The organism is Xanthobacter dioxanivorans, assembly GCF_016807805.1.
GTDB lineage: Bacteria > Pseudomonadota > Alphaproteobacteria > Rhizobiales > Xanthobacteraceae > Xanthobacter > Xanthobacter dioxanivorans.
The window spans coordinates 1-20,377 of sequence record NZ_CP063366.1; the positions used below are offsets into that span (position 1 = coordinate 1).

Sequence of the window (20,377 nt, forward strand, 5' to 3'; positions counted from 1 at the left end):
TTCATCTTGCGCCTTCCGTCCTGCAACCCCTTCGACGTTGGCTGGAAGACGGTTGGGCGGAAATTGACGCTAAACGAGCCGCTTGGGACGCTGAGTGTGTCCGATATCGGGAGGAGATGCGAGCCAGCACCTATTCCCTGCTTCTGCGGGGTTTGGAGCACAACGACACCACCACTGTCCATTGACGGCTCAGGATGATGAATTCTGCGCAATGCTCCCAACTCCCGCTGCTGCTGATCTGCGTCGACCGCAGCCCAAAAATCGCTAGCCCCTCCCTTACCATGCGATTGTATCCGGGCCGGGAGCGTGACCCGTCGATCTGGGGGTAATTGATCCGCCGCGTGCGGGTCCGGCACTTAGCCATATTGCGAGCGGCGCGCTCACGCGAAACCGGCCGGGCGCCACGCCCCTCCATCGCTCGGGCCTTCGGGCCTTCGTGAATGGTAGGTGCCCGGTCGATGCCCTGGGCTTTCAGAGTACGATGGTCGATGCGCTCTTGCCGCCCGGCGAGCTCAAGGGCGGCATTCGCGTGGCGCTCCCACGCGAGACGCAGGCGCTGGGTCGAGCCATGCTCGCTCATGCCCATTACCCGCTTGCCCGTCTCCGGATCACGGTCCCGGATGATCAGGTGACAATGGGGATTGCTCTCGTCCTTGCCCTTATCGTGATAGGCCGCCAGCCAGGGCGCTTTCCCCATTGTCACATCCTCGGCGAAGGACCGCACAAGCTGCACTCGTTGCGCAGCATTGAGCTCACGTGGAAGCGCAAGCGTGACCTTGTCGATGATGCGTGCATTCGCGCGTGACGTGTCTTCTGCCTGGCACAACCAGTCGATGACGGATGCGGGCGCAACCGGCATCCTGGCCCCCTCCAGGCGGCTCATGGCACCAGGACGAGTGACATATCGGGCGTGAGCGGCGGCGGTATATGGCTGCCGTTGAGTAGATTTGCCGACTGCGCTGTGGTGGAGGCTGTAGATGGCCACCAGCGTCATTCCCCGTCGAGTGGTCACAGGGTTTGCTACGCAAACCCATAAGTGCGCTCTACCTCTGGTTGGCACCATAAAATGCCCGCACGGTCGCCCGCAAGCCCCAGTCTGAACGACAACTAGCACCCCCGTTGGACATCTCCGCACAGCGCCCAATGCCAAGGCCGGCCACTCATCGGGGGACATCACGTCAACTTAGTTGCAATTCGTGAACCGTGCACTTGCACAAGCTTCTTGCGCAGGGGAATGGTGGCGATCTAGCTAGCCCGGTTGCAACGGGAGGTAGGGGCGCATGTTCAAGCTTCTTATGGGGTGCTTCCTGATCGTCGTCGGCGCGATAGTCTCGTTTATCCCGCCGTTCATTTTCGGTATCCCGATCTTGATCATGGCGGGGGGCATGATCATGACGGGCCTCGGAAAGACGACAGTTCAAGCCGCCAAAGGCGGCGCTGCGGTCGCCCGCTATGTGAAAGACCGCCGCGACGAAAAGAACGCCGGTCTTTGATCAGCGGATGAAATGTCATGGGTGATGCTGCCGTCATCATCGGCTTCATGCTCGTGCTGTTCGGCTGGACTGTATTTCTATGTCGGCGGTCTCGGCGGCATCATCGGATCGCTTTCGGCAAACCGCACCATCGAATCCGCCCGCCGCCGGGAACACGTGCACAGCACCGCTGCCGTGCGCGCGGACAGCCTGTCTTCCCAGCCCCCCGCTTCGGCGGGGGCTGGATTTTCACGGCCCGACATTCTTGCGGCCATCGACAAAAAATATTCCAATGACCTCACCCCCATCGAGATCCGCGTGGCGGACCTGGTGCCGGGGCTAATCTCGCGCGTCTCGCTGGAACGCATGGGCATCGCCATGGCCGACGAGCTGGCGACGTTCAAGAAGATCTACAATAACAAAGATGACGGGATGGATCGCCTGATCGGCGACACTCAGGAATCCTATCTGCGTAAGATCGCGGCCGGGGCGTTGGAAGATGCGGTGCTGACGCGCACCCTGACCGATTTCAAGGACAACGAACGCGCGGTACTCCGCCTGACCGAGATACTGCACGCCCTCGGCGAGGTGAGCGCGCGCGAGCGCATGGAAATCTTCGCCCCCATCGTGTGGAATGAGGGCAAATGCCTCGTGCGCTCCGATGTGCCGGGTTTCCGTAGCGGGGACCGACTAGAGGCACTGCGTGAACGCCTGGGAAAGCTGCTATTGGGGCATTTTGGCGAGACCGTTGCGTCAGCGGAACGCCTACAGGCGCGCTTGCGCGCGGTTTTGGCCCAGCCGGGGCGGGTCGGCGAAGGGGATCGAGCCGTGCTCGAGCGCTATTTGTTCGCCGGAGCCCGTTGGCTAGCGCCTGATTCCTCTGCCTCTTCCCTTGCGCCGCAAGGAACGAACAGCAGGACCGTGCTGCGGCTAGGCGCCTTCGAAGACGGCGGCGATCTCCTGTACGACTTGCCGCAAAGCCTCACCACCATCGGCATGCCTGGCTCGGGCAAATCGCAAACCCAGGTCGCAAGGAACCTGCTGCATTACCGGGGCGGTGCCGTGGTGGTTGACCTGAAGGGCGAACTTTTCGACATGACGGGCGGCTGGCGTCATGCGGAAGTCGGGCCGGTGCAATGTTTCGCTCCGGATCGGCCAGAGATCTCCGCCACGTTCAATCCCCTGGATTGGGTGCGCGGCGATCCGATATATGCTTGGGACGACGCCGAGCGCCTGGCCGATCTTCTGGTGGTCAAGACCAAGGAGGCAAAAGACCCTTATTGGGAGCAGCGAGGCCTTTCCCTGGTGACCACGGCATTGTCTTACACCGCAATCGCCGCTCCGCCAGAACAGCGCAATATGAGCCACGTACTCAACCAGCTGTACGCCATCTCCGAGGACGAGGACCGCCAGAAATGGGCGGCCGCCTTGGCGGAAACCGGGGTAGAACAGCTGCGTTTAGAAGCTAAAGCGTTCCGCGACATGCCGCAGAACCAGCGGGAAGGCGTGTTCGAGAATGCGCGCACACAGCTGCGGGTGTGGATTTCCCCGGCGATCAAAGCCATCAGCCACACCAGCTCCATCAATACCCTGGGCCTGCGCACCGGCGCCACGCTTTACCTGTGCGTTCGGGACGAAGATCTGGAACGCTATGCGACCGTGCTGCGGCCTCTCATCGGCCTCTCCATGCGCGATCTCATGTTCGGAGGCCCTGACCGTGAAGCGCCGGTCGTCACCTTCTTCATTGACGAGGCGCCCCGCCTCGGCCGCATGGACATCCTGGAATCCATGATCGACATCGGTCGGGGCTACGGCCTGCGAGTCTGGCTTCTGGCCCAAAATATCGGCCAGTTCCGCGAGCGCTACAAAAATGCCGATGGCATGATCGGCAATTGCATGGTGCGCTGCTACATGAATCCGGACGAGGAAGACGCGCAGCGGCTCTCCCGACTTCTCAATGAACGCGAAGGGCTTCTTGACGGACGTCGGAAGGCGCTCGTTGAGCCATGGCAACTGAGCGGTCCAGAGTATGCGGATAAGATTATTGCCTTCATTGCCAAGAATCACCCTGCTCGCTTGACCAAGGTGATGCCGCAGGATGATCTGGTGTGCTCCGGCCGCATCGGCTGGCCCCTGGGCCAGGCGGAGAAGGATGGAGTGTTGCTCACAATACTCCCCACGAGCCGGTCTCAGGCGGGGGTACAAAACTAAAAGTCCGGCCGCAAACGCCCCGAGGCGGTGGCTGTCCGCCCCCGCACTCCCGAGGATATTTGGACAGGGTTGGGGGACTTCCGTTAGGATTCCGGTGCGGTGCAGCCTGGGAAGGCGATGACCGTCAGGGTTGGGAGCCGCCCCGGGGGTCCCCCGCCGCCCGGGGCGGCTTCAGCTTCCTTGCAGGGCTGCCACCCGTTGCCGCGCCGTGCGGTAGTGCCGGTAGTCCAGCTCCATGCCGGTGAACGCGCGTCCGCACCGGCGGGCCGCCACCAAGGTCGAGCCCGAGCCGCAGAACGGATCCAGGACCAGGCCCCCGGCGGGGCACAGCGCCTCGATGAGCGGTTGCAGGACCTCCACGGGCTTTTCCGTGGGGTGATGGCGGTTGCCGGTATAGACCCACTCGCGCACGTCGCCGATGGCGGCGCCGGACAGATCGGGGGCGCCCTTGGCCAGCAGATAGGCTTGCTCGTGCTCGTGCCGCAGGTAGCGGACCGAGGAAGCATAGCCCTTGCGGAACACCAGGTGCCCGACCGGCCGGAACCCGGTGGCGCGCCAGGCGGCCATGAACGTGTCCACCTGGTGCCAGCCGTAGAAGCTGACGCACAGGCTGTCGGGTTTCAGGAGCCGGTGCATCTCGGCGAACGCGGGAGCCAGCCAGCGGGCGTTGTCGTCGTTGCGGACGGTCCGGCCGCTGCGGTCCCGGTAGCGGCACAGGTAGGGCGGATCGGTCAGGATGAAGTCCACGCTGGCCGCGGGCATCCGGCGCATGAGCCGCACGCAATCGCCGTGCCGGACGGCGCCCCGGAGGGGGAGGCGGGGCGATCATTGCCCCGCCTCCCGGGTGTCGGTCTGGTCCCTGGGCTTGCGCTTGCGGATGACCAGGCGGCCGTCCACGGGGATGCAGCTGAGCCTGACGTTGAAGCCGTCGCCCTTTTCGTGGGACCAGGCAGCGCCGATGCGGGTCCAGTAGGCGGTTTCGCCCTCACCCTCGACCACGTAGACATCGTGGCTGGGAGGGGTTGCTTGGTTGCGTTTCATGGTGGGGATCTCCCTTTGGTTTTTCCGGCCACGCCCTTCGCGGCCGGTCGGGAGTTCCAAGCGGCGGGCAGCCGAGGCCCAAGGGGTCGTCCGACGGTCACCGGCAACACGGGAGCGCAGCGAATGGAGCGGGCGGCCGATTGACCGGCGGCGGCGCGCGCCGCATCTCCCGAACGTCCTGGCCGCGTGCGGGGCCGCGCCAAGGGAGCGGGTCTCCGGAACGCCAAGAAAATCGATCTCACGGCCAACGGGCGGGGTCCCGGGCGCAACCGCCTTCGTCCTGGACGGCATCAAAGCCCCCTGCCCTCTCGCGGCGCGGGGGGCCAACGGGTGGGGAGGCGCTTTCGTCTGGATGGCTGCGGGCGGCGTTCGGCCGCCATGGATCAGCTCCCGCGTAGCGGGGCAGCTCGCTCCTGCCTGTCGGGCTGAAAGGCGTGGGAAGCCGCTGGGAGCGCTTTGGGGGATGCTGGTGGAGGATTTATCGTCCGAGAGGTTAAACGCCCGCAGAAGGCCGCCTGACCGGCTTTGCGCCCCCTTCCAGACAAAGCAGATCGCATGACCGATCAGGCTTCCGACCTTTCGCGACGATGGCCGGGCTGCGGGATGCTGGGAAGTTACTCCTGAACGGGGAGTCGAGCGACCAAAAACCACCAAATTCGATTCATCGGCTTGTTCTGAGATTCTGATGATGTTCGGTAAAAAAGTGTTCTGAGATGTTCTGTTATGTTCTGTATCTATATATGGCGCCACCAAGTCTGCGTGGAATGCGCCACCAAGTCTGCGTGGAATGCGCCACCAAGTCTGCGTGGCAAATCGGGGTGGGCGCCACCAAGTCTGCGTAGGTGCGCCACCAAGTCTGCGTAGTGCATAGCGTAAGCCGTTGAAAACAAAGATGCCAAAAAACAGGCGGGCGCCACCAAGTCTGCGTGCCGGATTCCGGCTCGGGAGGCGCCACCAAGTCTGCGTATTCCGGAGCTTCGGCGACGGCTCGGAGGCGCCAGTAAGTCTGCGTGCTTCCGACCCTCGCCGAGGTGGGTAAGGGCGCCACCAAGTCTGCGTAACCTGGCCCCGGGAAGCGCGAGAGGTTGGGAAATGAGGTTCGGCGCGGCGCACGGGAGCCACGGCGGTGCGCAGGCGCCACCAAGTCTGCGTATACAACAGCTTGACGAATCAGGATTTTCTTGCAGCTCGGGGAGCTGGAAGCGCGAGCACGTGGGGATCGGCGGGCTCCATGACCAAGCCGTCTTCGGTGACCTTGACGGGGATCTTGGGGAGCACCTCCTTGAGGTGAGCCAGATCCTGGGCGAACTGCGCGCGGAAGGCGCGCGGCCTGGCGAAGGACCCCCCGAACTGTTCCGCAAGGGCCTTCCAGCTGACGCGCAACGTGGTGTCGATGTTGTGGAGACGGTAGCCCATCCAGGTGTAGAGGTCGAGCTTGCGGGCCGATCCGGCGAACGTCCGGATGACGTGGGCGCTGACCGGTAAGGCGTGCCGGTCGAGCGATTTATAGAAGGCGTCGTTGAACGTCACCGTGTCCGGCCAGAACATCTTCTGGTCCGGGTTGATGTTGGGCGGCAGCCACACGTCGATGGAATCGAAGGGCGTGATGCGCCGGGTGCGGGCGGTCTGCCCTGCCCCGTCCCATACGCCGATCTTCATGTCACAGGCCGCGAGGGCGTTCAGCTGTTCCTTGAATGCCTGGAGGGTCCCCTTCTTCCCGCCGGTGACCGGAAAGCCCATGTCCCGGATGAAGCCGGAAAGGCTGTCGGCGATCTCGATGGTGGGGTTTTTCTGCCGGATGGCTTCGGAGCATAGGTAGATCATGATGAGCCGGGCCTTCGGACCGAAGGGCAGCGGCTGCTGCACCCATTGCTGATCCTTGCCGGTGAGTTCACCGGCCTGGATGAGGAGGCTCATGTTGCCCTGCTGCTTCTCGAAGCGGCGCACCTCCGGCGGTGGGCGGTCATAGGGCATGCCGCAGACGGCGATGACACTGTGGATGTGGCGCAGGTCGGCCGGAGTGGGCTGGGTGTTCTCGATGACTTCCCGGATGATGGCGCGGCGACGCCGTTCGCGGGGCATGACCGCGAGGGCCTGGGCCTTGGCTTCCTCCGCCTGGCGCTCGTCGTCGCGGCGGCGCTGGGTGGTGACCAGGATGCCCACCTGCTGCTCGAACAAGAATTTCCCGCGCGCCTCTTCGAGTTTGGCGCGCAGGTCCTCGTCGCGAATCAGGTGCTCGTCCGGGTGCCGCATCACATCATGCTATGCCGTGCGACAAGACGGCGGAAGGGTTCGCGGCTGGATTGTGCCCAAGGAACCGGCACGACAGCATATTTATGCTATAGCATAAAAGCATAATTATGCCTTACCCTTGCGGGTGATCTCGTCGATGGACGGGTGAAGGCGGGATGTCAGCACGTGGTCGATGCCCTCGCGCAGAAGGTCGTGGACCTTCTTGCGCTCCACATGGGCGATCTCGCGCAGCACGTCATGCACGGCGTGCGAGAGGTAGAGGCTGGTGCGGAACATGTCCCCCTCCCCTTTTGCGGGGGCGGCGGATTCCACCACGCGGGCGTCCTCGGCGGCGGGAAGCATCGGGGCTGGCGCGGGTGCGGGCTTCGCCTTTTGGGCGGCGGGGGCCTTTTGGGGCACCGTTGCAAAGTCTGATGCGTCGAAAATGGAAGGTCTGCGGCTCATTGGGTCACCTCCGGGGCTTGGCGATTGATCCAGGCCCACAGGGCGCGGACTTCCTCGGCGGCGCGTCCCTTGGGGGCAAACTCGGTCACTCCCTGCCCGGCCGCGAAAGCGTCTTGATAGTCGGTGCGGGAGCAAATGGGCGGTTCGGCCAGGAAGCCGAGGGCCGAAAGCCCGGCGGCCATGTCGGCGGCGCGTGAGCTGCGGCCGGAGCTGGGGCACTGGTTGAGCACGAAGGCAAAGGGCTTGTCACCACGCATCAGCGCCCGGACAGTCTGCTGCACGGCCATGGCATCGAGGCGGGTCGGCCGGATGGGGACCAGGCACCAGCTGGCGGCTTCCATGGCCTTGTGGGTGGCGGTGTTGTCGGCGCCGGGCGTGTCGATGATGACCAGGCTAAAGCCCTTGTTGGCCAGGCCGCGCACCATGTCGGGCAGCTGAGCGACGTTCTTTGCCGGGAACGTCTCAACAATCGGGGTTTCAGCGGTTCGCAGCTCCCCCCAGCGTGCCAGCGAGCCTTGGGGGTCGAGGTCGAAGGCGGCGACGGTCTCACCGGCTTCCATGGCGGCAACGGCAAGGGAGGTGGCAAGGGTGGTCTTGCCGGTCCCGCCCTTCTGGGTGGTGAGGGTGATGATCTTCATGTGCAGCATAATAGCATAAAGACGCTGTGACGCTACAGCATAACATCTCAAGATATAAGAGCATCATTATGCTACAGCATAAAGATATTATAGCATAAAAGCATAATGACGCTGCGTGTGGCCTATGTCTCTGTTTTCATTGGGTCAGGGGTTCAGCCTGCCTGAACCCCTGCCACGTGGCGAACGCGGGGAAGGGTGGGGGGCAAGGGCTTGCCCCTTGCGGGGGAGGGATGGGGCGGCGCCCCGTCCTCCCCTCTCGGCCGCGTCTGCGGCCGGAAGGTGCTGCATCAGGGATGGACGCCCGCAGGGCCGAGACCGTTTGCGGGCTCGGTTCACGACAGCCCGGCGGCCGAAGGCCGGAGGCACCGTTTGAATTAGTTTCGCATATGATTCGAAAACCAATTGACGTGGCCAAGCCAAAAAGCTACACACTAAATCACCGGCGCGGATATGGTATCCGACGCGGTTTCAGATGGAGCTAAACATGGCCAATTTGTCGAGCGAACAGAATGTAACGATTACGTGGAAGATGCTGGTGGAAGCTGCCAAGAAGGCTGCGGCAGCGCAGGGCTACGCCTTGGAACGCCTTCCGGGCCGTGGGCTGTCCAATATCTGGCAGCTGACCAAGGGGGGTAAGACCAAGGTCACGTCCATCCGCACCACGCGGGATCGCTGGGTTGCCTTCCCCCCGTTGGCGGGCGGCACCAAGTGGAAGACCCTGGACGAGGTGGACACGGTTCTGGTGGCCACGGTGGATGCCCGGGAGAACCCTCAGAATGTGCAGGTTTACATGTTCCCCGCTGACGACGTGCGAAAGCGCTTCAATGGGTCCTATGCGGCCCGGATCAAGGAGGGGCTGAAGGTCCAGGACAATTTCGGCATGTGGGTCTCGTTGGACCGCGATGAGCGCCCGGTATTCAGTGTGGGTTCGGGCATCATTGAGCACTACAAGCCCATCGCGATCTACCCGTTGGCCGACTTGGCGGCCGGAACCGCTGGCGAGGAGAGCGAAGCCGAGGCCGAAGAGGCCGCAGCTGAGACTGCCGCGCCGACCCTTACCACCATTTCAGATGTGATCTCGTGGGCGCGCGAGCGCGTGGCGCAGATCGCGGGCGTGCAGCTGTCCGCTGTGAAGCTCGATCTCAAGATCGAGTGGTGAGGTAAATCGGGGGAGGGGAAGGGCGCCCCTCCTCCCCCTCGACCGCTATTCGAATGCCACGCCCTTTGTATTTCACAGTGAAAATACGTATTGTCAGTATGACAGTGTAATATCGTGTGCTATAAGGGAGGAAAGAAAGGGTGCGAACATGAGAACGAGTAAACCGGTGACGGTCACGCTGGGCGACATGGCGGAGCGGGTCGATGCCCTGCGGGTGTCCGGGCGCTATGCGTCCACGAGCGAGGTCCTGCGCGCCGGGGTGCGGGCTCTGGAGCGGGAACAGGCGGCGCTGGATGCGTACATGCGGGAGGAAGTCCGCAAAGCCCTCGATGATACGCGGCCAAGCGTCCCGTCGGAGGATGTGTTTGCGCGGCTGAAGCGGCGCCACCAGGAGGAAGCGAAAGCGGCCGGGCGTGGCGTTTAAGGTCGTATTTCGCCCCCGGGCGGCCGAGGCGCTTGATCAGCTTTACACCTATATCAGCGAGCGCGGCGGCGCGGACGTGGCCCTTGGATATGTTCTGAAGATCGAGGAGCAATGCGCGCGCTTGGCGGAGATGCCGGAGCGGGCACCCCTCCGGCCGGAGGTTGGACCTGGTGTGCGCGTGCTCTCATTCCGGCGTCGGGTATCGATTGCCTACCGGATCACGGGGAAGGTGGTGGAGATCCTGGGCGTGTTCTACGGCGGCCGCTTCATGGAAGGCGCGCTCAGCGACGATCTGTAAAGCGCCAGGCGGGGCTTGAAGTCGCTCCGCCACTTCCTACCTAGAGCGGGTTACGAAATAGCCGCAGCGTGTTTGAGAGGTCACCCCCTAGGCTTAAACGGTAAAAAACCTCTCATCTGCTGGCCTGTTGCGTGAAGGCGGCTACCCCAAGGGCCTCGCGCATAGAGAGAAAGGGTTGCGAATGTTCGCAGTCTTTTGTCTCGAAGCCAGGCAGTCGGGGCATAGCAAGTGCTATCGACTCAAGCTGGGATTTTATATCCCGGGCTTTGCTTCGTTAGCTCTTCTGGCTCGACTGTTTTAGACAGGAAGGGCACCAGCTCCGGCTGGTGCCCTTTTTGTTTCTAGATACTTAGATGGGCTGGGCGTATCCCTTGCGGACCTTCTGGCGCTGGCACTTGTCCAGGGCCGCCTCGGCCAGGGCAGGGGAGGGGAACGGCGTGGAGGCCACCCGGCCGGGGGAGCCGATCCGGCCCCACTCGCGCACCAGGCACCATTCACCGAACAGGCTGGGCTGCACGGTGAGCATGTAGAACCTGGCCATGTTGCGGCTGGGATCAATCCTGCGCAGCTGCACGGTGCTCATGGGCGGGGCCTCAGCCTGGAGATGGTGGAGCGGCTGACGTTGAAGATGCGCGCCAGGTCCGCGAGCTGGGCGCCGTCCGCCAGGCGCTCACGCACCTCCTGCTTCTGCTGGGGGCTCAGAGCCGATCGGCGGCCCATCACCTGACCGCGTTCCTTGGCACGGGCGCGGCCCTCCGCCGTCCGGGTGCGGATCAGGTCCCGTTCCACGTCGGCGAGTCCGCCGAGGACGGCGAGCATCAGGCGGCCGGTGCTGGTCGCCGTGTCGGCCCAAGGCTCGGCGAGGGAGCGGAATTGCGCCTTCGCGTCCACGATCCGCCGGACAATGGCGAACAGGTCGAAGGTGGAGCGCGCCAGGCGGTCAATTCGAGTGACCAGCACCTGGTCGCCCTCCCCAAGGGTGGCGAGGAGGCGGTTCAGCTCGCGCCGGTCGGCCCGGGCACCGCTGACCTTCTCCTTGAAGATGCGGGAACACCCGGCCGCCGTCAGCTGCTCAACCTGGGCGTCGAGGGTCTGGCCGAAGGTGGAGACGCGCGCATAGCCGACAAGGTTGGTGTCGGCCGAGGGGGCGTTGCGGGCGGCGCGCGGGGGCATGTTTCGGGCCTGACTTTCGTACCTATATTATGCAAATATAACCCATTGAGGATTCAGGGCCAAAGGTAATTTGCATAATTCTTGATTTTTGCAAACGATCAGCGGGTATAATCCGGCAAACTGTGGTCCGGCTGCCGGGTGGGGAAGTAAGTCACACGCCTGACCGAGGCATTGATTACGTCATAGAGCGTCGTCGATGATGGGATATAACCGTTTGATCCTACGTATATGTTATTAACTGACCAGCTGCCAGTGTACGCATTGCTGCTCGCAGCCAAACCTCGGGCCGTGATGCTTTGGGTCGAGGTTGCTGCATCAAAGGACGCAGCGGAGCGGAAACTCACATCGGGCGCTGCCGATGGAATGAAACTTCCAGAATAAAGCGACGTTGTACCCGTATACATAACAGCCCTGTCCAGATTGGATGAAAGTCCCATCGCGATAAATACCTTCGGAAAATCTGCGCCAATAATCCTGCTTACAGTGGCCTGGCCTGAGCTTGAGTTAAAGTTTGCAAAGCTATCAGCCAGAAACGTACCCTCATTGGCGTTGAACCACCCGATTGATGTCGGGATCTGAAAATAATCCGCTGCCCGTGCGACCGAAACACTGGAGGTTGAGATATAGCTGGTGGGGAAGGCACCTGCCTCAGCCTGCGCGCCCCAGACAAGGCAGGTTCCACTTATCCAGGGATTTCTGATTTGCGGCAGCCAGGTGCCGGAGTTGGTGAGGGTCTCGGTGAGCCCTACCCGCCACCAGCCGTTTCCGATATTTTTTGAGAAATACGTAACCCCGGACCCAGTGGCCGAGCCGGAACGTATGGCGCTGCAGGTCGTCCCTGCAGGCGGCGCCTTGGTGAAAAACGAGAAGGTGTATGTTGTCCCCGAGGTGGTGGTCGGGCCTACGTACCTGGTGCAGTTTGCCATACTCGTGCAGGTAAGGCTGTGGGCTGTTGTGGTTCCGTCCGGCGCAACATCCGTATTGGTCACAAAGGTTACGAAAGTTACGCTTCCGGCGGGTGAATAGCTCAGCCATGGCCACCCGATGATATCGGACGGAACGAGATTGGTGCGGGCTTCCTCGATGAGGATGCCCTTTGGTTCAGAAGTCGAGGGGTCGTAATCCAGCCGGGGGGTGTTGGCCGGGGCGTTGCGCAGGGTGCCGCTGGCATCGAAGTAGGTGCCGCTGTAGGGGGCGGTGTAAACATCCGCCGCGCGGGTGACGGCCGTGCCGGAGGTGGGGATGTAGCTGGTGGGGGAGGTGCCCTTCTCTACCTGTACACCCCAAAGCTGGATGCCGGATGTTCCATCTCCCGTATAGGCGCCGTAGAGCCCCGTGTAAAGCGCAATTAAGTTAAGCGCGGTATTGCTGGTGGTCCAGGTGGCAATGCACCGGTAAACACCGTTTCCCATCGCGACCATTGATGTAGTTGGCGTCGGATTCGAGGACACAATGCTCGATCCCGTACCGATAGTGCCATTCGAAAGATCAAATTTTGGGTTGTATCGGCTGCCATTAACCCCACCTGAGCCGATGATGTCCGGAATGACGGCATTTTGTGACCCATGGGACTTGGCATAAAAACTCAGCGTATACACAGTGTTTGTAACAAGAGCTGAGGCGTAGCCAACCGAGCAATAATGAAGCACGTTGGCTGTGGAGGGTCGACACACACCAAAATTGCTGATTCCGTCAGGGGCTATATCGCCGGATACAATGCTGGTATTATAGGTAGACCATGCAGACCAGTTACTGGCGGGTGTTACCAGATTGGTCCGCGCCTCCTCAATCAGGATGCCTTTGTAGGCATGTGTCACCGGGTCGTAATCCGGCCGCGCGGTGTTGGCGGCCGCTGTCCGCATCACTCCGCTGCTGTCAATGTAGGTGGCGGAACTCGCCCGGCTGACGAAGCTCTGGTTGGCACTGAGGTAAAAGGGGTCTCCGGTTGCGGTGGTGTTGACTCCAGCGCGGATGAAGGTGCCGCTGACGGCTGTGATGAACTGGCTGAGGCTGGTGTAAACCACCGGCGTGGTCAGGCTGACCATGTAGCGGTTGTGCACGAAGTCCATATCCAGCGTCGCCGTGTTGCGCCACCAATCCATCCGCCGCACGTGGGGCTGCCACGGCTGCGCAAATGAATAACCTGTGATTAATATTGTTATTGCAAAAATCAAGAATAATGAAAGTCGCCCGTTCATGGCGAGCAGCCTGAACGATTATTTATTGTTACTCAAGACGCTATGGTTGATTTGCACGATCAACGAGCAGACCTGTAGCGATTTAGGCGCAGTTTTCTGCAACTGGCCTAAGCCAACGACACGGCATCCAAAAAAGCGTCGTAGAAGCTGGCCCGCATGTCCACGGGCTGGGCCTGGTCGAGCGGCAGGACCAGAACGGCCTTTCTGGCCATGTGCTGGAGGGGCACCCCGTCCAGCTGGTCGAGCCTCACCCAATAGGCCAGGTGGCCGCCCTCGGGGTCCAGGCACGCGAAATAGATGGTGACGCGGAACATGCGGGCGAAGGCCCGCAGCTTGCGGATTTCGTCCAGGTCGAACACCAGGCCCTCGGGGTAGAGGGTCTTTGCCTTCACGTCGAACGCCACCATGCCCACGTGGGGGATGCCCACGATGTAGTCCGGGCGCTTGATGTGGCCGCGCAGCGGCACCGGGACGCTGATGGGCGATTGCTCCACATAGATGTGGGGGAGCACGGAAGCGTCCAGCCAGGCGCGGAAGGCGGATTCCGCCGCGGCGCCCTTGGCAGCGTCAGCCGGTCGGATCGGGGAGGGGCGTTGCCGCTTCTTGTTCATATCCCTCTATGGGAAGCGGGAAAGGCAACGCCTGACGGGCGCCGTGCTATCGGCGGGGGTTTCGTCCTGACGGATAGCGGCCTTCTTCCCGCAGGCGTCGCTTGACGGTAGGGCCGAGGCTCTGGCTGACGCCCGCCCTTTTGCCGTCCACGGCGCCCTGGTCCTCGGGGCGGATGCCATAGAACGGCGCAATGCCGGGCTCGATGCCCTTCAGCATGTACTTGCGGGCTCCCCTCGGCCGATAGGCGGGGCGCATATGGATCACGGGCGCCACGGCCTGGGCGGCGGTGCCGGTGACCGCGCCCAGCCAGGAGGGAAGACGCTCACGGAAGTCCGTCACCCTGCCTTCTGGCAGGTGCACCAGCCAGTGCGCGGCGATCACGTTGCCGCCGTTCTCCAGCACCCACGCGAAGGTCGGGCGCGCCTTGGTGTGGCCGCTGTTCCGCGGCGGTCGCCGCATCCAGGGGCTGAACTTGGCGTCCCGCAGCTTGGCGAAAATCTCGGAGGCCTGTTCCGGGGCCACACCAGCCTCGGAAAGGTTGATGGTCACAAAATGGGTCAGGGGTGTGCCCTGGGCCTCTGCGAGCGCGGGAGCGTGGTGGATGCTAGATGCGGAGCGCCGCTTGATGTGATGCGTGCGGCGACGTGTGGACCCACCAGATGGTGTCGAAGTCGGGTGCATATATACTACTAATGCCGCGATCGTGGCGGCACTCCCAGTCTGTATGTCCCCCCCACCTTATAAGAACGAAGCAAGAACGATTCGGCAAGGCCCCCGCTTGCCCTGTCCTCAGAAAAATGGTGCGCGGCGGCGGGACTTGAACCCGCGCCCTCCCTGCCCGTAGAAGAGGAGGCCATCGCTCTCCCACGTCGCCAACAGGGTGCTCTTTCCAGCTGAGCTACGCCGCGAAACTCGTCATCAGCCCTCGTTGCTGTGAACCAGGCGCGGCCGCTTGCGCTGCACCCGCTCCTGCCTGTCCTTCTTGGCCTTCTCGCGCTCGGCGATCTTCTCCTGGGCGAAGGGTGTGGCGGCCTTAATCAGTCCATCGAAATTGTATTTGTTGGGGATGCTGCCGTGTTGGGTGTGGCGACGCTCCTCACGGTGCAGGAGGTTGGCCGCTTCGAGAGCGCGCATGTGCTTTTGCACGGTGCGCTTGGTGACGCCGATGGCCTTGGCGATGGTGGCGACGGTGGGCCGGGGCAGTTCCTCCTTGCTCCACCAGTAATGTGACAGGTGGATGAGAATGTTCATGTCGATGGGGCGGAGGCCCAGGGCTTCCTGCTTCTCGATGATGATGTTCGGGATGACGTTCCATCCCGCATCCATCAGGGTCTTGGACCACTTTTTTTCATTGGTCTTGAGCGTTTCGGTCTCGGTCTTTTTAGTCGCGGCTGCGGTATCCATCTCGGTGCCTCGTGGTCGGCGTCTGAGGTGAATATCGGCGCGGAAACGTCTGGAATCAATGGAAGTAGGGGTGAACGTTTATTCGCCCGCTAGCGACTCCAGAGGCGCCCGTGGGCGAATTCTAGGCCGGGGGGCCGGGCGGCGGCCGTGACACCCAAAGAAGGACGTATCGTTAAATAGGACGACACGTCTCAACGACGAAGCGTCGCTACTACTCACAGGACGTTACGGGGGGTGGCCGAAGATTCACCCGGTCTGCCGCAGGTTTCTCGATTTTGCCCGGCTGGGTCCTATTCGGTGCCGGTCCTCCCACCTGGAATGACGCGGAGCGCGCCGAGGGCGGGCGGCAAGTCGGGAGGGCGTGGGGCTCCTGGCCGGAGGTCAGTGAACCGCGCACCGCATTTCGCCTGGTACTTGCGCGGCGGGCGTCGCTGCGGATCCCTCCAGGGGCATCCGTAGGCGAGGGCGTCCAGCAGCTCCTCCAGGGTGATTTCGGCGCCGTGGAGCTGGGCGAGACGGGCCAGGCGGTAGCTGCCATGCCGTTTGCACAGGGGGCAGTCCACCCGGACGACGACATAGGGGAATTGCCAAAGCCGCTCCATGGGCCGCACGGGATAGAACAAAAGCGGAACATAGACAAGCGGAGGTCCCTTCCCGGAAGGCGAGGCGAGCGCGCCCCCCACATGGCGCCGTAGTGAGCCGGAGCCGACCACGGTCGCCAGTCGGGGCGGCCGTTGGCCTGCTGGGAGGCCGTAAGGCCCTAAGCGGGCCATGCCGGGGCTTGCGGGGGCGGCAGGCGCCCCGCTGCCCGCTGGGTGGGCTATAGCCCTTAAGCGGGCAGGGGAGGGGCGGGAGGGCACCCCTCCCGCTGGCCAGGCCATGCCCTCCCGGGGTGTGGCCTGGGCACCTCGGGCGCGACAGAGCCCTGTCACTGGCGGCGGTTGGGCTGACAGTGACAGGGCGGCTTGCAGGCGCGCGCCGCCCGGGCCTGACGGCCCGAACCCCAACGCAGCAGCCACAAGCGAGCGGACCAGGCGCCCCCCGTCAGGCAGGGCAGGACCGCGCCGGGATAAATGCCCGACGCGTGCCACACGGGCCGCGTCATCGATGACAGGTGACATCTGCGGGCAACAGCCCGCGCAACATTGGAAAGGAACCCTGACGATGCGCGAGCATCACGACACCGGCGGCCGCGAGCGCGGCGCCACCCCCTGGACAGAACCGCACGGCCCACGGGCACGGCACAGGAGAGCACATGGGTGCGAACGATGAAGAACATGACGACGAGCGAGCGAACGGCTGAAAGGACGCGGCCACGCCGCTGAGAGCATGGAAGGCTTGTAGGCAAAAGGAACGGACGAAACGGACTTAGCTGGTCTCAAGTACCCCGGCCCTTGGCGTCTTCGGACGCGCCACCTGGCACCCGCGAGCGGGACAGGTGGAGGCCATGAACACTAACCACAACGATTGTATGATGAATGGACGACCTGAGTTTTTCCCTCAAAGCCCTCACTCAGCGGGTGGCGGATGGGTCCTTTGCGACCCGCGCCAACCGGCACCGGGGCTTGCAGGCAATGGCGGGGGAGCTGCGGCAGCTGGGGTTCCGGCTCCCGGCGGCCACCTCCCTGAAGCCGAAGCATATTGAGGCCCTGGTGGGCCACTGGAAGGCCGAGGGCGTGACGGATGCCACCATACGCAACCGGCTGGGCTGGGCCAGGTGGTGGGCGGAGCAGATCAACAAGCCGGGCCTGGTGCCCGCCACGAACGAGCGGTTCGGCCTGGCCGAGCGCACCCCGTACCAGGGCAGCAAGGCCCGCAAGGCGGACGCGGCCACCCTGGCCAAGGTGAAAGACGAGCGGATCAAGCTGGCGCTCCAGCTGGAAGCGGCCTTCGGCCTGCGCCGCGAGGAGGCTCTGAAGTTCCGGCCGCAGGTCAGTGACCGGGGGCGATATCTCGCTTTGGTCCCGTCCACCACCAAGGGCGGGCGCTATCGGGAAATCCCCCTGACCCACCCCGGCAGCGCGAGCTGCTGGAGGAGGTGCGCCGCGTCGCCGGCGACGGCTCCCTGGTGCCGGTCGGCATGACGTATCGGGACTACCTGCAACGCTACAAGCACCAGACCCGGGCGGCGGGCCTGGGCCAGGCCCACGGCCTGCGCCACGGTTATGCGCAATGGCGGTACAAGGTCCTGACCGGCTGGGATTGCCCGGCCCGGGGCGGCCCCACCATCGAGCGCATGACGGCCGACCAGGAGCGCCGGGACCGGGCGGTGCGCCTGGCGATCTCCCGCGAGCTGGGCCACGGCCGCCTTGCCGTGGTGGACACCTACCTGGGCCGCCGCCGGGCGCCGAAGGAAGGGCGCGCGGCATGATCGCACCCCGCAAATCCTCCGCCATGCTCGAACGGGCGCGGCAATCCACGCAGGACGGCCGGGAACAGGCCGCGCGCGAACTGCTGGAATGGGAAAAGGTGGAGGGCGCCATTCGGGAGGCGGCGGGCAAGGGGTTTGACCACGTGAACCTGGCCCCCGCTTTGCCCATCAACATCCGCGACACGGAGACCGGCCGAACGGCCATGGAAAGACTGACCCGCCTCGGCTTTTCGGCAAGCTGGGACTCGCGACCAGGACCACACCCCGGGACGCATTTCTATGTGCTGTCCATTAGCTGGACGACCTAGCAGCGGTACGGTGACCATACCTACGGCTGAAACTCCTTGTCCTTCTTAGGCACAACTGTCTTTGCGGCCATCTGCTGGGGAGTGACGGCCGGAGTTGGGGCGGAACCTGACGTTATTGGCGCGGGCGCGGCAGGCGTGGCTTGGATACCAGGAGCCCGATTTGGTTGCGTCGCCATGTGCGGCGCTCGTTGGGCTTGCGGGGTTGGCGGTGTCGCTGATGGCGCTTTCTGCGGCAGAGGCTGCGCCACTACGTGCGGAGCGCGATGGGGTTCCGGAGGCCGGATAGATGGAGATTGAGCAGGTGCGGCAGGTTCCCGCGCCACATGAGGCGCGCGCTCTGTTGAGGGCGCCGCTGCGGCGGTTCGTTGCCGATCTAAGGAAGTGTCATAGGCCGCCTTAGCGATATTTAAACGCTTCTGCGCCTCTCGGTGATCGCGAACAGCATCAGGCAGATCTCTACGCGCCAGCCAGGAGTCCTTCCTCCTCTCAGAAGCTCCTGATTTGAAAAAATCCTTTGACATAAGGCTTCCTGGACGTCTGCCAAATTCATTTTTTCTTTCGTTATTACGTAATAAATTGTAAAATTTATCGTCACTATTATGCTTTGAAAAATTGTTCATTTTTCTTTCTGCTTCTATCGGATCTAAAAAAGATCTTTTCATCAATTGATCGTAGCTAGACTTCGCTTTATCGGCATTAACTTGAGCATTTACCAGTTCGAATCTATGCCTTCTTAGAATATCATCTTCTATAGACATCGATTTTTCCTTGTCAAAAGAGAGTAACTGCCCTATTTCTACACCATGATAGAGTGGATTGACCGTTGGTTGTATGCTTCGGGCGAAGCCATCGGCCGCTTCATCTTGCGCCTTCCGTCCTGCAACCCCATTCGACGTTGGCTGGAAGACGGTTGGGCGGAAATTGACGCTAAACGAGCCGCTTGGGACGCTGAGTGTGTCCGATATCGGGAGGAGATGCGAGCCAGCACCTATTCCCTGCTTCTGCGGGGTTTGGAGCACAACGACACCACCACTGTCCATTGACGGCTCAGGATGATGAATTCTGCGCAATGCTCCCAACTCCCGCTGCTGCTGATCTGCGTCGACCGCAGCCCAAAAATCGCTAGCCCCCTCCCTTACCATGCGATTGTATCCGGGCCGGGAGCGTGACCCGTCGATCTGGGGGTAATTGATCCGCCGCGTGCGGGTCCGGCACTTAGCCATATTGCGAGCGGCGCGCTCACGCGAAACCGGCCGGGCGCCACGCCCCTCCATCGCTCGGGCCTTCGGGCCTTCGTGAATGGTAGGTGCCCGGTCGATGCCCTGGGCTTTCAGAGTACGATGGTCGATGCGCTCTTGCCGCCCGGCGAGCTCAAGGGCGGCATTCGCGTGGCGCTCCCACGCGAGACGCAGGCGCTGGGTCGAGCCATGCTCGCTCATGCCCATTACCCGCTTGCCCGTCTCCGGATCACGGTCCCGGATGATCAGGTGACAATGGGGATTGCTCTCGTCCTTGCCCTTATCGTGATAGGCCGCCAGCCAGGGCGCTTTCCCCATTGTCACATCCTCGGCGAAGGACCGCACAAGCTGCACTCGTTGCGCAGCATTGAGCTCACGTGGAAGCGCAAGCGTGACCTTGTCGATGATGCGTGCATTCGCGCGTGACGTGTCTTCTGCCTGGCACAACCAGTCGATGACGGATGCGGGCGCAACCGGCATCCTGGCCCCCTCCAGGCGGCTCATGGCACCAGGACGAGTGACATATCGGGCGTGAGCGGCGGCGGTATATGGCTGCCGTTGAGTAGATTTGCCGACTGCGCTGTGGTGGAGGCTGTAGATGGCCACCAGCGTCATTCCCCGTCGAGTGGTCACAGGGTTTGCTACGCAAACCCATAAGTGCGCTCTACCTCTGGTTGGCACCATAAAATGCCCGCACGGTCGCCCGCAAGCCCCCAGTCTGAACGACAACTAGCACCCCCGTTGGACATCTCCGCACAGCGCCCAATGCCAAGGCCGGCCACTCATCCGGGGGACATCACGTCAACTTAGTTGCAATTCGTGAACCGTGCACTTGCACAAGCTTCTTGCGCAGGGGAATGGTGGCGATCTAGCTAGCCCGGTTGCAACGGGAGGTAGGGGCGCATGTTCAAGCTTCTTATGGGGTGCTTCCTGATCGTCGTCGGCGCGATAGTCTCGTTTATCCCGCCGTTCATTTTCGGTATCCCGATCTTGATCATGGCGGGGGGCATGATCATGACGGGCCTCGGAAAGACGACAGTTCAAGCCGCCAAAGGCGGCGCTGCGGTCGCCCGCTATGTGAAAGACCGCCGCGACGAAAAGAACGCCGGTCTTTGATCAGCGGATGAAATGTC

At 62.8% G+C, this 20,377-nt stretch carries 20 protein-coding genes, 1 tRNA gene and 1 pseudogene; 8 read left to right on the forward strand and 14 right to left on the reverse strand.

The window, feature by feature from the left end; translation table 11 throughout:
• Nucleotides 1–130 precede the first annotated feature (130 nt).
• The gene (locus EZH22_RS31320) at nt 131–859 is read right to left on the reverse strand and encodes a MobA/MobL family protein (protein WP_203197149.1); all 729 of its coding nucleotides are present in this window, start codon (nt 857–859) and stop codon (nt 131–133) included.
• 421 nt (nt 860–1,280) lie between these two features.
• Between EZH22_RS31320 and EZH22_RS31325 the strand changes: the two genes are divergently transcribed.
• The gene (locus tag EZH22_RS31325; protein WP_203197150.1) at nt 1,281–1,493 is read left to right on the forward strand and encodes a hypothetical protein; all 213 of its coding nucleotides are present in this window, start codon (nt 1,281–1,283) and stop codon (nt 1,491–1,493) included.
• A gap of 24 nt (nt 1,494–1,517) precedes the next feature.
• Nucleotides 1,518–3,683 carry a type IV secretory system conjugative DNA transfer family protein gene (locus tag EZH22_RS31330; protein ID WP_231711648.1) on the forward strand — a complete coding sequence of 722 codons (2,166 nt, stop codon included), beginning with the start codon at nt 1,518–1,520 and terminating at the stop codon, nt 3,681–3,683.
• 171 nt (nt 3,684–3,854) lie between these two features.
• On the opposite strand, the gene EZH22_RS31335 is transcribed toward EZH22_RS31330, so the two are convergent.
• From EZH22_RS31335 to EZH22_RS31355, 5 genes are all read right to left on the reverse strand, one after another.
• Nucleotides 3,855–4,463 (reverse strand): DNA methyltransferase, encoded by a 609-nt coding sequence (locus EZH22_RS31335; protein WP_269902926.1) that lies wholly within the window; start codon nt 4,461–4,463, stop codon nt 3,855–3,857.
• A gap of 45 nt (nt 4,464–4,508) precedes the next feature.
• A complete protein-coding gene (locus EZH22_RS31340) occupies nt 4,509–4,724 on the reverse strand; it encodes a hypothetical protein (protein ID WP_203197153.1) in 216 nt (71 codons plus the stop codon).
• A gap of 1,170 nt (nt 4,725–5,894) precedes the next feature.
• A complete protein-coding gene (locus EZH22_RS31345; RefSeq protein WP_203197154.1) occupies nt 5,895–6,977 on the reverse strand; it encodes a replication protein RepA in 1,083 nt (360 codons plus the stop codon).
• A 105-nt stretch (nt 6,978–7,082) separates the two neighbouring features.
• The gene (locus EZH22_RS31350; protein WP_203197155.1) at nt 7,083–7,253 is read right to left on the reverse strand and encodes a hypothetical protein; all 171 of its coding nucleotides are present in this window, start codon (nt 7,251–7,253) and stop codon (nt 7,083–7,085) included.
• A gap of 164 nt (nt 7,254–7,417) precedes the next feature.
• Nucleotides 7,418–8,059: a ParA family protein gene (locus tag EZH22_RS31355; RefSeq protein WP_203197156.1), complete on the reverse strand. Its 642-nt coding sequence runs from the start codon at nt 8,057–8,059 to the stop codon at nt 7,418–7,420.
• Between the two features lie 484 nt (nt 8,060–8,543).
• Here EZH22_RS31355 and EZH22_RS31360 point away from each other — a divergent pair, with 484 nt between their 5' ends.
• The 3 genes from EZH22_RS31360 to EZH22_RS31370 all read left to right on the forward strand — a co-directional run bounded on the left by EZH22_RS31360 (nt 8,544) and on the right by EZH22_RS31370 (nt 9,940).
• Nucleotides 8,544–9,218 carry a hypothetical protein gene (locus tag EZH22_RS31360; RefSeq protein ID WP_231711644.1) on the forward strand — a complete coding sequence of 225 codons (675 nt, stop codon included), beginning with the start codon at nt 8,544–8,546 and terminating at the stop codon, nt 9,216–9,218.
• A 148-nt stretch (nt 9,219–9,366) separates the two neighbouring features.
• Nucleotides 9,367–9,642 carry a ribbon-helix-helix domain-containing protein gene (locus tag EZH22_RS31365; RefSeq protein WP_203197158.1) on the forward strand — a complete coding sequence of 92 codons (276 nt, stop codon included), beginning with the start codon at nt 9,367–9,369 and terminating at the stop codon, nt 9,640–9,642.
• The gene (locus EZH22_RS31370; protein ID WP_203197159.1) at nt 9,632–9,940 is read left to right on the forward strand and encodes a type II toxin-antitoxin system RelE/ParE family toxin; all 309 of its coding nucleotides are present in this window, start codon (nt 9,632–9,634) and stop codon (nt 9,938–9,940) included. Before EZH22_RS31365 ends, EZH22_RS31370 begins: the two co-directional genes overlap by 11 nt.
• Before the next feature lie 349 nt (nt 9,941–10,289).
• Here EZH22_RS31370 and EZH22_RS31375 read toward each other — a convergent pair whose 3' ends face one another.
• The 7 genes from EZH22_RS31375 to EZH22_RS31405 all read right to left on the reverse strand — a co-directional run bounded on the left by EZH22_RS31375 (nt 10,290) and on the right by EZH22_RS31405 (nt 15,327).
• A complete protein-coding gene (locus tag EZH22_RS31375; RefSeq protein WP_203197160.1) occupies nt 10,290–10,523 on the reverse strand; it encodes a WGR domain-containing protein in 234 nt (77 codons plus the stop codon).
• Nucleotides 10,520–11,113 carry a recombinase family protein gene (locus EZH22_RS31380; protein ID WP_203197161.1) on the reverse strand — a complete coding sequence of 198 codons (594 nt, stop codon included), beginning with the start codon at nt 11,111–11,113 and terminating at the stop codon, nt 10,520–10,522. The genes EZH22_RS31375 and EZH22_RS31380 overlap by 4 nt, the downstream gene beginning before the upstream one ends.
• Before the next feature lie 98 nt (nt 11,114–11,211).
• A complete protein-coding gene (locus tag EZH22_RS31385; protein ID WP_203197162.1) occupies nt 11,212–13,311 on the reverse strand; it encodes a phage head spike fiber domain-containing protein in 2,100 nt (699 codons plus the stop codon).
• A gap of 107 nt (nt 13,312–13,418) precedes the next feature.
• Nucleotides 13,419–13,823 (reverse strand): hypothetical protein, encoded by a 405-nt coding sequence (locus EZH22_RS31390; protein ID WP_203197163.1) that lies wholly within the window; start codon nt 13,821–13,823, stop codon nt 13,419–13,421.
• Nucleotides 13,824–13,968: 145 nt separating this feature from the next.
• Entirely contained in the window at nt 13,969–14,445 is a 477-nt protein-coding gene (locus tag EZH22_RS31395) for a hypothetical protein (protein ID WP_203197164.1), read from the reverse strand.
• Nucleotides 14,446–14,725: 280 nt separating this feature from the next.
• Nucleotides 14,726–14,831: transfer RNA gene (locus tag EZH22_RS31400), tRNA-OTHER, on the reverse strand.
• Between the two features lie 10 nt (nt 14,832–14,841).
• Entirely contained in the window at nt 14,842–15,327 is a 486-nt protein-coding gene (locus tag EZH22_RS31405) for a helix-turn-helix domain-containing protein (protein ID WP_203197165.1), read from the reverse strand.
• Between the two features lie 1,478 nt (nt 15,328–16,805).
• Between EZH22_RS31405 and EZH22_RS31410 the strand changes: the two are divergent.
• Nucleotides 16,806–17,698 (forward strand): annotated as a pseudogene (locus tag EZH22_RS31410) (phage integrase N-terminal domain-containing protein).
• Nucleotides 17,695–18,006: a hypothetical protein gene (locus tag EZH22_RS31415; RefSeq protein ID WP_203197166.1), complete on the forward strand. Its 312-nt coding sequence runs from the start codon at nt 17,695–17,697 to the stop codon at nt 18,004–18,006. The pseudogene EZH22_RS31410 and the gene EZH22_RS31415 overlap by 4 nt, the downstream one beginning before the upstream one ends.
• A gap of 20 nt (nt 18,007–18,026) precedes the next feature.
• On the opposite strand, the gene EZH22_RS31420 is transcribed toward EZH22_RS31415, so the two are convergent.
• Entirely contained in the window at nt 18,027–19,724 is a 1,698-nt protein-coding gene (locus EZH22_RS31420) for a MobA/MobL family protein (RefSeq protein ID WP_203197167.1), read from the reverse strand.
• 423 nt (nt 19,725–20,147) lie between these two features.
• On the opposite strand from EZH22_RS31420, the gene EZH22_RS31425 reads away from it, so the two are divergent.
• Complete coding sequence (locus EZH22_RS31425; RefSeq protein WP_203197150.1) at nt 20,148–20,360, forward strand: hypothetical protein; 213 nt, start codon at nt 20,148–20,150, stop codon at nt 20,358–20,360.
• The last annotated feature ends 17 nt before the right edge of the window (nt 20,361–20,377 follow it).